This window comes from Brachybacterium sp. YJGR34 (assembly GCF_003347015.1).
In the GTDB taxonomy this organism is placed as follows: domain Bacteria; phylum Actinomycetota; class Actinomycetes; order Actinomycetales; family Dermabacteraceae; genus Brachybacterium.
The window spans coordinates 132044-144729 of record NZ_PNFB01000001.1; the positions used below are offsets into that span (position 1 = coordinate 132044).

The following is a 12686-nucleotide window of genomic DNA, read 5'->3' on the forward strand; positions in this document are numbered from 1 at the left end:
CGACGAAGGAGTGCACACCATGACCGCACCCACCCCCACCCGCGACGACAAGTTCTCCTTCGGCCTGTGGACCACCGGCTGGGAGGCCCGTGACCAGTTCGGCCTCGCCACCCGCCCGCCGCTCGAGCTCTCCGCCCACATCCGCCGCCTCGCCGAGCTGGGCGCCTGGGGCTTCACCTTCCACGACAACGACGTGGTGCCCTTCGACGCGACCCCCGCGGAGCGCCAGCAGATCATCGACCAGCTGAAGAAGGTCACCGAGGAGACCGGTCTGGTGATCGAGATGGTCACCACCGACACCTTCGCCCACCCCGTCTTCAAGGACGGCGCCTTCACCTCCAACGACCGCTCGGTGCGCCGCTTCGGCCTGCGCAAGGTGCTCGCCAACGTCGACCTCGCCGCGGAGCTCGGCGCCTCGACCTTCGTCATGTGGGGCGGCCGCGAGGGCTCGGAGTACGACGGCTCCAAGGACCTCCACGCCGCCCTCGAGCGCTACCGCGAGGGCCTGGACACCGTGGCCGGCTACATCAAGGACCAGGGCTACGACCTGAAGATCGGCCTGGAGCCCAAGCCCAACGAGCCCCGCGGCAACATCTTCCTGCCCACCGTCGGCCACGCCCTGGCCTTCATCGAGCAGCTCGAGCACGGCGACATCGTCGGCATCAACCCCGAGACCGGGCACGAGCAGATGGCCACGCTGAACTACACCCACGGCCTCGCCCAGGCGCTGTGGAGCGACAAGCTCTTCCACATCGACCTCAACGGCCAGCACGGCCCGATGTACGACCAGGACCTCGTCTTCGGCCACGGCGATCTCATCAGCGCCTTCTTCACCGTCGACCTGCTCGAGAACGGCTTCCCGTCCAAGCCCGGCGCCTACGAGGGCGCTCGCCACTTCGACTTCAAGCCCTCGCGCACCGAGCACGAGCAGGGCCAGTACGACTCCGCGGCCGCGAACATGGAGATGTACCTGATGCTCAAGGAGCGCGCGCTCGCGTTCCGCCAGGACGCCGAGGTCCAGGAGGCGCTGAAGTACTCGGGCATCGACGAGCTCTCCCAGCCCACCATCGCCGAGGGCGAGTCCCTCGCAGACCTGCTCGCCGACCGCTCCGCCTTCGAGGACTTCGACGCGGACACGGCCGGGGAGCGCAACTACGGCTTCGTGAAGCTCCAGCAGCTGGCCATGCAGCACCTGCTCGGCTTCCGCGCCTGAGTCACCCCGGGGAGGCGGGGCCCTGCTCCGCCTCCCCTCCCGTGGTCGGGGCGCGTTCGCTGTGGTATTCCTCGGAGTGCCCACGGTGAGCGCGCCCCGACCGTCGGCCGCCCCCTTCTCGACGCAAAGGACCCCGCCATGGCCCCCACGGTTCTCGGAATCGACTCCTCCACCCAGTCCACCAAGGCCCTGCTCGTCGATGCCGAGACGGGACAGGTCCTCGACGAGCGCCGCGCCGCGCACCCCGACGGCACCGAGGTGGACCCCCGCGCCTGGCTCGCGGCGGCCGACGAGGCCGCCGGGCCGCTGCTCGAGCAGGCCGACGCCGTGGCCGTCGGCGGCCAGCAGCACGGCATGGTGCTGCTGGACCGGGCCGGCGAGGTGGTGCGCGACGCGCTGCTGTGGAACGACACCCGCTCCGCCCCGCAGGCCGCGGCGCTGATCGAGGAGATGGGCGGGGCGGAGGCCTCGGTGGCGGAGATCGGCAGCCTCATGGTCGCCTCCTTCACCGCCTCCAAGCTGCGCTGGGTGCGCGACGAGGAGCCGGAGAACGCGAAGCGCGCCGCGAGCGTGCTGCTGCCCCACGACTACGTCTCCCGGCACCTGGCCGGCGGGGGCGAGGCCTTCACCGACCGCGGCGACGCCTCGGGCACCGCGTACTACTCCACCGCCACCGAGGAGTGGAAGCCGGAGCTGGTGCAGCTGGCGCTCGGCACGGAGCTCGAGCTGCCCCGCCTGCCCGGCAGGGCGCAGGAGATCATGGCCCGCACCCCCGCCGGCGCCGCGATCGCCGCCGGCACGGGCGACAACATGGGGGCGGCGCTGGGCCTCTCGCAGGGTCCCGGGGACGTCTCGGTCTCCATCGGCACCTCCGGCGTGTGCGCGATGGTCAGCGAGGCGCGCCCGAACGACGCCTCCGGCACCGTCACCGGCTTCGCGGACGCCACCGGTCGCTTCCTGCCGATGACCACCACCATCAACGCCGCCCGCATCCTCGAGGCCGGCCGCGCCCTGCTGGGCGTCACCCACGAGGAGATGGCACAGCTGGCGCTCGCGAGCGTGCCCGGCGCGCACGGCGTGACGCTGCTGCCGTACTTCGACGGCGAGCGCACCCCCAACCGTCCCGACGCCCGCGCCACCCTCACCGGCATGAGCACCTCCACCACCCGCGAGGACGTGGCCCGCGCCTACGTCGAGGGGTTGCTGTGCTCGCTGGCCGACGGCATCACCGCCCTCGAGGAGCGCACCGGCACCACCGCCGCACGGATCACCCTGATCGGCGGCGCCGCCCGCAGCGAGGCGGTCCGGCAGCTGGCCCCGGGGATCTTCGGCCGCGAGGTCACCCTCGCCCCGCCGGCGGAGTACGTGGCGCTCGGCGCCGCCCGCCAGGCCGCCTGGGCGCTCGCCGGCACCGAGGAGCCGCCGGCCTGGGAGCTGACCGGCTCGCGGACCGTCGGCGCGGAACCGACGCCGCAGGTGCTGGGTGCCTACCGCGAGCTCAAGGAGCGCACCGAGGGCTGGTGAGGCGCGGCACCTCCGCCGCGCCGGCAGCGGGACGTTCGGTCGAAGAAAGCACCGCCTGGCGGGGGCGTTCTCCGACCGAGCTCAGGGTGCGGGGGACACGGTGAGCCGCAGCTTCAGTGGCGCGGCCGTCGAGGCGGGGATCAGGAGGACGGGCCCAGCGGGCTCGTCGGTCGCGCCGAGGAAGGTGTACGCCTCGCCGGGGTCGTAGAACGCCCGCCCGCCCAGCGCGCCGGAGGCCTCGACGCTCAGCGCCTCCCCGTGACCGGTGAGGACGCAGCGCGCGCTCCGCCGTGGACCCTCGGTGGCTGCCGGCGGGCCCAGCACGTACCGGCCGGCCGCGTCGCGCCGCAGGTCGGGCTGGCCCTCGAGACCGTCCAGAGCGAGCAGGAGGCAGATCGCGGTCTCGGGCCCGTCGAACGCCCAGGTCAGTGTGAGCTCCCCCGGGGAGAGGTCCGCACGCTGGGTGGTGCGCAGTCTCGTGACCTGGGCAGGGCGGCGGGAGAAGTCCATGGCGGCGGCGAAGCGGCCGTTGAACTCCAGTGCGTAGCGGCCCTCGGGGTCCCGATCCTCAGCGGCGAGCGGGTGGAAGTACTCCGCGCTGACCTCCTCCTCGCTCACGACGCTCAGGGTCCCCGGCTGGTCGGCGCGGGGGCGGCCCGGCCGCATCGGCCCGAGGGAGAAGAAGTCGCGGGAGAGCCGCAGCTCCCGCACCCCCAGCTCCCGGCCGCGGAAGCGGGCGAGCACGGGCTGCGAGGACGCGCCGGAGGTGATGCGGCCCAGGTGTGCCGTGTCGGTGCCGCCGAAGAGCACGGTCGAGGACACGCCGTGGTCCGCACGCACCAGACCCGACTCCGCCAGATCGATGACCTCCGGGCGCTCCGGTGCGGGACCGTTGGCCGCCGGGGGGAGGGGCCCGAGCGCAGAGGGCTCCTCCGAGCCCAGGGCCAGCAGGGTCAGCACGGCGTCCGCGTCCGCGCGCGGCTCCGTGCGCCGGGCGGCCCGGGCGCTGACCGGATCGCCGGTGCGGGCCGCGTGGGCACGGAACCACGGGAACAGCGCCCCGCCGTCGAAGGGCGCGAACTGGTCCTGGCGGCGGGAGGCGAGAGTCTCGACCAGGCCGCGGGCATCGGTGAGCTCCGCCTGCCGACGGGTCGCGACATCCGCGGCGCTGATCAGGTCCGCCCGCTGCAGGATGCGGCCCATGGCGAGCAGGGCCGGCACCGAGACGTGGGCGGCGTAGTTGGCGCTGCGCTCGGAGAACAGGCCGTCGGCCTGGAGGTCCACGCCCTCGGCCAGCCACTGCTCGGCGCGGCGCCGGGTGGCATCGTCCCCACGCGCCTCCCACAGCCGGGCCAGCGCCGAGGCGATCTCCCAGCGGTGGTTGGGGGTGTGGACGCCGCCGTGGAGGAGGGCGGGCGCGACGGTGTCGAGCAGGCCGTCGAGGCGGGTCGACAGCTCCGGCACGGGGTCACCGGAGCGCTGCAGCGCCGTCCGCGCCCAGGCCAGATCGTTGATCGTGAAGGCGGTATCGGGCGGGGAGTCGACGTTGTCCCCGCCGCGGAAGGTGCCCGAGGGGTGCTGCAGCGAGGCGAGCAGCTCGAGCGCGTCCGCCGCGGCAGCGACCAGGGAGTCCGCGGGGGTGTCGTGGGCGGGGCGTCCGGGCAGCAGGAACAGCACCGCATCGCGCACCACGCGGCCCGCGGCCCGGTGCGTCGGCCGCTCGAGGAGGCTGCGGGTGCGGGCGGGGAGGTCGGCAACTGCCCGAGAGGGCTTGCAGGAGAGAGCCAGAGGGAGGGGATGTGCGGCGTCGGTCGACGACGAGCGGAAGATGGCGGGCACAGCGGTCCTCTCAGGGGGCGGCTCGGCACGAGGGGCCGGAGCCCCGATGGGGCTCACAGCACACCACACGGAGGCCCTGCGCGAGGATCCCGCGGCACGGAGCTGCGCCGCCCGTCCGGCTCGCAGAGCGAGCAGGCTCCCCGAGCCGCGCACCCCGACCGGATAGGCTCGCGATCGGAGCGCCGCACGACGGCGTCACGGCGCTCCGGAGCGCACCCGAGGTCGTGTGCGCGCGCCGCGACGACGCAGGCGCCTCCATGACGACGCCGAGGATCACCAGGGGATCACCCATGAAGAGACGGACACTGCTGGCCATGTCGGGAACCGGTTTCTTGGGGTCGGTGCTGGCCACAGCGCCGGCCCAGGCGGCAGGTGTCGGCACCGCCCCCGCGCCGGCCGCGCCCGCCGGCGCCGCGGGGGAGCCCGTGGCGAGCACCTGGTTCGAGACCGCGCATGCCACCTGGAGCGGCGACGTGGACGCGGAGTTCGCAGTCCACGTCCGTGGCCGCGACATCGTGGACTGGCGGGACGGCAGCGCGATCACCGGCTGGCTCGAGGACTGGACGCTGGTCAACGACGCGCAGAACGCGCCGCTGGTCCGCGTGGTCGACCCCGCCCGCGGGACCTGGCGGGCCGATGTCCTGGGCCTGCCGCAGGGCACCTACGAGATCCAGGTCCGCGATGCGGGCGGCTCGGTCCTGCACACCGTCACCGGGCTGCGCACCACCGCCTTCCCCCGCCTCGGCGCCGCCTTCCTGCCCTCGGACGAGGGCTACGGCTTCGCCGGCAGCACGGACGTCGCGCTCGAGGGGACGGTGGGCGGGTACCTGCCCGACGGGCGCCTCGACCCGTCGGCCGACGTCGTCTACGTGACCCACGAGAGCATGGACCAGGCTCTGGCCGGTCCCTCTCGCGGCGAGCCGGACGTGGTCTCCTCCCGCGAGGGCGCCGCAGGGCACAGGACCCCGCTGGTGATCCGCTTCCTGGGGACCGTCGGCTCCTTCGAGACCGTGGACCGCAACATCGAGCGCTCCGGCTCCGTGGTGCCCCCGGTCTGCGATTCCAACAACCGCATGCTGAAGCTGGGCTCCGGCAGCGGCAACATCACCTTCGAGGGCGTGGGCCCGGACGCGGTGATCAACGGCTGGGGCCTCAACACCGGCGGCGCCTCGAACCTCGTCATCCGGAACCTGAGGTTCGACAACAACTACGGCAAGGCGCTCGAGATCAACGGCGGCGGCTTCGACCTGCGGGCCTCGAACCTGTGGATCGACCACAACACCTTCGGCGTGGGCCAGAACCGCCATCTCTTCCTGGGCCACGACCCGGACAACGCCAAGGGCGACGGCTCGACCGACATCGGCAACAGCGCCCGGCACTACACGGTCTCCGCCAACCACTACGCCGGCAGCAGCAAGGCGATGCTGATCGGCGGCAACGCGGCGGAGATGGACCCGCACTACGGCACCATCACGGGCAACTGGTTCCACGGCTCCGAGGAGCGGACGCCGCGGGTCCGCGGCGGCCGGATCCACGTGGCGGGCAACCTCTACCAGGACATCCAGGGGCACGCGAACCACAACTCCCTCCTGGAGCGGAACACGGGCTACGGCATCGGCGCCGGCCACAATGCGACCATCTGGGCCGAGGGCAACATCTTCGACAACGTCAACTTCCCCTTCCTGCGCAGCCGCCAGGGCCATGCGCGCGGCTTCCAGGCCATCGATTACCAGCCGGGACCGGAGGAGACCGAGAGCGCCAATGCGGGCCTGAACCAGTTCTTCGGCGACCAGCCCGGCTTCGTCCTCACCCGAGAGGTCGTCACCGACGGCGACTTCCCGGACTCCGTCGAAGGGTTCCGCCGACCCTCGGACGTCATGACCGACGGCTCCGCGTCGATCACGGAGGAGTCGCTCGAGCAGCTGCGGCAGGCTCTGCTCGCCCTCCAGCCCAACATCATCCACGACACCGGCAGCACGCACTTCGACCCGCAGCTCGACATCGGTGCGGTGGTGGCCGAGGGGTCCACCACGACGAACCCGGAGATGACCCCGACGGGCGGTGACGTCCTGCCCGCCCAGCTGGACTGGGTCTTCCGCCCCTCGGTGGAGCATGCCGTCGATCCCACGGAGTCCCCGGAGGCGGTCGAGGAGCTGCGCGCCCGGATCGAGGGGACCGCAGGCCGCCAGGCCGCCGGTGCCCCGGGCGAGGCCCCCGTGGCCCCCACGATCACCGGGCTCGCCGTCAACGAGGAGGTGCTGGGCGCCAACGCGCTGATCGCCGTCCACGGCGGCACCTTCACCCTCGAGTGGCAGGACGACGACGCCCTGACCGGAGAGCACGAGCTGCAGGTCGATCGGGGCGACGGGGAGTGGAGCGCCCTTGCCACGATCCCGCGCGGCGCCGACCCCACCCGCTTCGTCACCCAGGCAATCGACCAGTTCGCCCGCGTGAAGGAGGGGGAGCCGGCCTGGGTGCGGGCCACCAACGGTCTGATCTACCGCTTCCGGGTGCGGGCGGTGAACACCGCGGGGGCCAGCCCCTGGTCCGAGGCGCATCGCTACGACACGGTCGCCGCGGCCACGGCGACCGCGACCGTCGAGCAGCTGGCCGGGAAGGAGAACGCCCTGACCATCACGGTGACCGAGGAGTACGTCGACGGCACCAGTGGCGAGCGGACCGAGACCGTTCGGATCCGCAACAACGCCGAGGGCACCTACCGGGTGGGCAGCAACGACGTCTTCGTGGACACCGAGGACAACACCGCCGTGGTCGCGATCGAGGTGACGCGCGGCTGAGGGGCCGAGGCGCGGCGGCCCGCTCAGCCCGCGACCAGCGGCAGCGTCTCCCGCAGCCAGGCGATCTGCCGCATCTGCTGCAGCGCGCCGCCGCCCTCGTGGCCGTTGAAGGGGTAGACCTCGATCTCCGTGGCGGGGCTCGCGCCGCCGGCCCCGGCCCAGTGGTTGTAGGCCGCGAAGATCGTCGAGGGCGGGCAGACCATGTCCCGCAGCGCCACGGAGAACAGCGCATCGGCGGTGGCGCGCCGGCCCAGGTGCATCCCGTCCACGTAGCGCAGGGTGTTCTCCGCAGCCGCCACCTGCTCGCGGTTCACCGACAGGTAGCGGACGATCTCCTGGTACGGGTCCGCGTCGGTGATGTCGAGGGCGCGGCGGATGTGGCAGAGGAAGGGCACGTTGGCCATCACCGCGTCCACCTCCGGCACCAGGCCGGCCGCGGCGATCGCGAGGCCGCCGCCCTGGCTGCCGCCGTTCACCGCCACGCGCCCGTCGCCGCCGGGCAGGGCCCGGGCCGCGTCGACGGCGCGCGCCGCATCGGTCATCAGCCGGGTCAGGTAGGAGGTCTCCGGGGAGGTGATGCCGCGGGTCATGACACCGCTGGCCGCGGGCCCGGAGCCGACGGGATCCGGCGTCTGGCCGCCCGCGCCCCACCCGCTGCCCTGACCGCGGGAGTCCATGACCAGGTGGTTGTACCCGGCGGACGGCCACTGCAGGTGGTCGACGGGCAGGGAGCGCCCGCCGCCGTAGCCGACGTACTCGACCACGGTGGGCAGGTCGCCCGCGACCCCGGCCGGGCGCTGGTACCAGGCGCGGATCGAGGCGCCGTCGTGCCCGGCGAAGGTCACGTCCCAGGTGTCCACCCGGGACAGGCCGGTCTCCACCGGCTCCGCCGCGATCAGCACCTCGTGGCGGCGGGCGCGGGAGAGGGTCCCGGCCCAGAAGACGTCGAAGTCCGCCGGCTCGTCGAGCTCGGGGCGGTACTCGCGCAGCGCGGGCAGGGGCAGGTCGAACAGAGCCATGGAAGGGCCTTTCAGCGAGTGGGAGGGGGCGGAGAGTGCCGGGGGAGAGGGGCGCCCACGGGCCGGTCGCAGGTCACCTCACCGTGGAATCGGGGGCGTATTCCACGGTGAAGTGACCTGCATTGCTGACTGCCGAGGCGGCGCTCAGCCCCCGGCCGGCATGGCCGCGGGCCCCGTGGCCAGCGACGCCTCGGCATCCGGCGCGAGGGCCAGCACGGCGACGCCGCCCGCGGCGATGACCAGACCCTCCGCGGCAGAGACACCGGTGAGCAGATCCGTCCCCTCGGCGCGGACGGTCACCTCCTTGTCCCCGTGGTGCAGCAGGAACAGGTGATCCGCTCCGGCGCCCCGTCGGCGCACGGCCTCGAGACCCCGCTCCGCGGCACCGGCCACGGTGGCCGCGATGCCGAGCCGGGTGCAGAGATCGGCGAGGAAGCGGTCCCGGGAGTCCTGCCGCAGCCGCGCCGAGAGGTACACCGCATGCCCCGCGCCGCGCGCCGAACGGGTGATCGCCGGGCGTCCGCGCAGGTCACCATGGGTGTAGGCGGCGAGGACCTCGGCGCCCGGCGCCTCGAGCAGCTCGGCCCACTCCTCGATGACCGAGCCGTCGTCCAGTCCCTCCTGGACGCCGGCGGGCAGCGGCCGCATCTCCTCGACCCGCACGCCCAGCAGCTCCCGCAGCGCGCCCGGGTAGCCGCCCGGAACGATCCGCAGCGAGGGATCGGAGAGGCCGCTGAGGAAGGTGACGACCAGCTCGCCTCCACCGGCCACGTACTCCTCCAGCCAGCTCACCTCCTCCTCGGACAGCGGGTACAGGCAGGGCACCACCAGCAGACGGTACCCGCTGACGTCGCTGCCGGGCCGCGCGAAGTCCGTGGGGATCCCGGCGCGCCAGAAGGAGCGATGGATGGCCCGGACCTCCTCGGCGTAGCGGATCCCGTCGTGGGGCAGGTGCGGGGTCTCCAGCGCCCACCAGCCGTCCGCGTGCCAGGCGATGGCGACCTCCGCCGCGACCAGCGGCCCGTCGGCCGGGAGCGCCGTCACCGGCGCCAGGCGCTCGAGCGTCTCCCCGAGCGCGCAGACGGCACGGAAGTGCTCGGTGTCGTCGCCGGCGTGGGGGACCAGACCGCTGTGCCACTGCTCGGAGCCGCCCAGGGAGGCCCGCCATTGGAAGAACAGCGAGGACTGCGACCCCCGGGCGATGTACCCGATCGAGTTCCGCAGCATCCGCTGGGCAGACTTCACGACCGTGCGATCACCCAGGGAGATGCCCCGCGCGTTCTGCTCCATGAGCACCCACGACCCGCCCGCCCAGGAGCGCGTGAGGTCCGCGCCGTAGGCCACGTGCGTCTCCGCATCGGGCGCCGTGGTGTCCAGGTAGTGGTCGATCGAGACCACGTCCTGCTGCTGGGCCCAGGACCACTGCTCGAGGTGGTTCCAGGTGGGCAGCATGAAGTTCGTGGTGATCGGGGCCCTCGAGCCCGTCGCCCGGATCGCCTCGCGCTGCTCGACCATCGCCGCGAGCATCTCGTCGCTCGAGAAGCGGCGGAAGTCGATGAGCTGCGCGGGATTGTGCAGGTACTGCGTGTCCTGCGGCGGGGTGATCTCCTCCCAGTCCCCGTAGCGCTGGGACCAGAACGCGGTGGACCATTGCGCGTTGAGCGTCTCGAGGTCGCCGTAGCGGGCCTGCAGCCAGGTGCGGAAGGCGCGCGCCGCATGCGGGCCGTGGTCCAGCGTCCCGTACTCGTTGTGCAGGTGCCAGCCGCGCAGCCCCGCGCGGCCCCCGAAGTGCTCACCGAGCACGGCGGCGATCCGCCGGGAGGCCTCCCGGTAGGCGGGGGCGGAGATCGCATAGGTGTCCCGCGAGCCGTGCGTGAGTCGCACCCCGTCGGGCCGCACCGGCATCGCCTCGGGATGAGCGCGGGTGAACCACGGCGGCGGGGAGGCGGTGGGAGTGGCGAGGAAGTAGCCGATCCCGGCCTCCTCGAGCAGGTCGATCACCTCGTCGAGCCAGGCGAGGTCGTACTCGCCCTCGCGCGGCTCCAGGCAGGCCCAGGAGAACACCCCGAGGGTCACGGTGTTCACGCGGGCGCGGCGCATGAGCTCCACGTCCTCGCGCCAGGTGGCGCGGTCCCACTGCTCGGGGCTCCAGTCGCCGCCGAAGAGGAGCTGCTCGGGGGTGAACGGGACCGGCGCCCCGCGCTCGGGCAGCGGGGCACCGGGGACGATGCCGCCGCTCACGCCGCACCCCCGCGGGCCAGCTCGAGGGCGCGCGAGCCCGCCCGCGCGAAGACGCCCAGGGAGTGCACGTCGTAGGTGCGGTCCAGGAAGCGGCCGCCGCGCGCCTCCTCGCCGTCGATCAGGTGCACCCAGTCCCCCGCGGGGAGGTAGAACTCGACCCGGCCGGAATCCCGGAAGACCGGCGCGACCAGCACGTCCGGGCCCAGCATGTACTGGGTGTCCAGCGGCCGGCAGGCCGGGTCCTCGGGGAACTGCAGGGCCATCGAGCGCATCAGCGGGGCGCCGGTGCGGGTGGCGTCCTCCGCCGCGGACAGCAGATAGGGCAGCAGACGCTGCTTGAGCTGCGTGAACTCGCGCATCACGTCCACCGCCTCCTCGTCGAACAGCCACGGCACCCGGTAGGAGTTCGAGCCGTGCAGGCGCGAGTGGGAGCTGAGCAGGCCGAAGGCCACCCAGCGCTTGAAGACGGTGGGATCCGGGGTGCCCTCGAAGCCGCCGATGTCATGGCTCCAGAAGCCGAAGCCCGAGGAGGTCAGCGACAGCCCGCCGCGCAGGGACTGCGCCATGGCGACGTAGGTGGACTCGCAGTCGCCGCCCCAGTGCAGCGGGAAGCGCTGACCGCCGGCGGTCGCGGAGCGGGCGAAGACGACCGCCTCGCCGGCGCCGCGGCGTCGCTCGAGCAGCTCGAAGACGGCCTGGTTGAACTGTGAGGCGTAGTAGTTGTGCTCGCGCAGCGGGTCGGAGCCGTCGTGCCACACCACCCCATCGGTGGGGATGCGCTCGCCGAAGTCGGTCTTGAAGGCGTCCACGCCGTCGTCCAGCAGCGCCTCGAGCTTCTCCTGGTACCAGGCCGTGGCCTCGGGGTTCGTGAAGTCGACCAGGCCCATCCCGGCCTGCCACAGGTCTGTCTGCCACACCGAGCCGTCCTCGGTGCGCAGCAGGTAGCCCTTCTCCGCGCCCTCGGCGAACAGCGCCGAGCGCTGGGCGATGTACGGATTGATCCACACGCAGACCTTCAGCCCGCGCTCGTGGAGCTTGGCGAGCAGACCGCGGGGGTCCGGGAAGGTCGCCGGATCCCACACGAAGTCCGACCAGTGGAAGCCGCGCATCCAGAAGCAGTCGAAGTGGAAGACGGTCAACGGGATGTCCCGCTCGGCCATGCCGTCCACGAAGGACAGCACCGTCTCCTCGTCGTAGTCGGTGGTGAAGGAGGTGGACAGCCACAGTCCGTAGGACCACTCCGGCAGCGCCGGCGGGCGGCCCGAGCGGCCGGTGTAGCGCTCGATCACCTCGAGCGGCGTCCCGCCGCCGAAGACCTCGTAGCGCAGCCGCTCACCGGGCACCGAGAACTGGGTGGCCGAGACGTTCTCGCTGCCCACCTCGAAGGACACCGGCCCGGCGTCGTCCACCAGCACGCCGTAGCCGCGGGAGGAGAGGTAGAAGGGGACGTTCTTGTAGGCCTGCTCGGAGTTGGTGCCGCCGTCGGCGTTCCAGATGTCCACGCTCTGGCCGTTCTTCACGAAGGCGCCGAAGCGCTCGCCGAGGCCGTAGATGTGCTCGCCCACATCCAGCGAGAGCTGCTCGTGGACGTACGGGTCCTCGCCCTCGACCTGCGCGTAGCCGATCGAGCGGGCGGTGGAGGAGGTGAGCACCTCCCCGTCCCACAGGTAGTCCACGTGCCACGGCCCGCGCAGGGCAGCGCGCGCGGTGAGGCGGCCGGAGGTGAACTCCGCGCTCTGCCCGTCCTCGCTGATGGTGATCTGCGGCGTGACCTGCTCCGAGAACAGCTCGTAGCGGGGCAGCGACTGCTTCGCCCCGGCAAAGTGCTCGATCTGCACGGCGATCACATCGGGCCGCGGCGCGGTGAAGGTGATGGTGATGACGGGCTTGTTGAGGGTGTCGCCGCGGGAGAGGATCCGCGTGACCGGCGCGTGGAGGACCAGGGAGCCCTCCCGGATCTCGGCGTCGTGGACCTCGGCGGGGCGCTGCAGCGTGACGCCGTCGCGGACCAGCCAGTAGCCGTTGGTGAACTTCACGGGGTTCCTCCTGGGG

At 72.8% G+C, this 12686-nt stretch carries 7 protein-coding genes; 3 read left to right on the forward strand and 4 right to left on the reverse strand.

Features of this window, described 5'->3' with window-relative positions; genetic code table 11:
- Positions 1-19 precede the first annotated feature (19 nt).
- Complete coding sequence (gene xylA / locus CXH06_RS00555; protein ID WP_114853200.1) at positions 20-1213, forward strand: xylose isomerase; 1194 nt, start codon at positions 20-22, stop codon at positions 1211-1213.
- Positions 1214-1351: 138 nt separating this feature from the next.
- Positions 1352-2737 (forward strand): xylulokinase, encoded by a 1386-nt coding sequence (gene xylB / locus CXH06_RS00560; RefSeq protein WP_114853201.1) that lies wholly within the window; start codon positions 1352-1354, stop codon positions 2735-2737.
- An 81-nt stretch (positions 2738-2818) separates the two neighbouring features.
- Here the strand turns inward: xylB and CXH06_RS00565 are convergent, their stop codons facing one another.
- Positions 2819-4576, reverse strand: coding sequence for a hypothetical protein (locus tag CXH06_RS00565; protein WP_114853202.1), 1758 nt, complete (start codon positions 4574-4576; stop codon positions 2819-2821).
- Positions 4577-4890: 314 nt separating this feature from the next.
- Here CXH06_RS00565 and CXH06_RS00570 point away from each other — a divergent pair, with 314 nt between their 5' ends.
- A complete protein-coding gene (locus CXH06_RS00570) occupies positions 4891-7374 on the forward strand; it encodes a hypothetical protein (RefSeq protein ID WP_157975534.1) in 2484 nt (827 codons plus the stop codon).
- Positions 7375-7397: 23 nt separating this feature from the next.
- On the opposite strand, the gene CXH06_RS00575 is transcribed toward CXH06_RS00570, so the two are convergent.
- The 3 genes from CXH06_RS00575 to yicI all read right to left on the reverse strand — a co-directional run bounded on the left by CXH06_RS00575 (position 7398) and on the right by yicI (position 12670).
- Positions 7398-8393: an acetylxylan esterase gene (locus CXH06_RS00575; protein ID WP_114853204.1), complete on the reverse strand. Its 996-nt coding sequence runs from the start codon at positions 8391-8393 to the stop codon at positions 7398-7400.
- A gap of 144 nt (positions 8394-8537) precedes the next feature.
- Entirely contained in the window at positions 8538-10634 is a 2097-nt protein-coding gene (locus tag CXH06_RS00580; protein ID WP_232820134.1) for a beta-galactosidase, read from the reverse strand.
- Positions 10631-12670 carry an alpha-xylosidase gene (yicI, locus tag CXH06_RS00585; protein WP_114853205.1) on the reverse strand — a complete coding sequence of 680 codons (2040 nt, stop codon included), beginning with the start codon at positions 12668-12670 and terminating at the stop codon, positions 10631-10633. Before yicI ends, CXH06_RS00580 begins: the two co-directional genes overlap by 4 nt.
- Between the last annotated feature and the right edge of the window lie 16 nt (positions 12671-12686).

Bases quoted from the DNA above. Each gene is read 5' to 3' on its own strand.
- xylA (WP_114853200.1), top strand. From the start codon at position 20: ATGACCGCACCCACCCCCACCCGCGACGACAAGTTCTCCTTCGGCCTG.
- xylB (WP_114853201.1), top strand. From the start codon at position 1,352: ATGGCCCCCACGGTTCTCGGAATCGACTCCTCCACCCAGTCCACCAAG.
- CXH06_RS00575 (WP_114853204.1), bottom strand. From the start codon at position 8,393: ATGGCTCTGTTCGACCTGCCCCTGCCCGCGCTGCGCGAGTACCGCCCC.
- CXH06_RS00570 (WP_157975534.1), top strand. From the start codon at position 4,891: ATGTCGGGAACCGGTTTCTTGGGGTCGGTGCTGGCCACAGCGCCGGCC.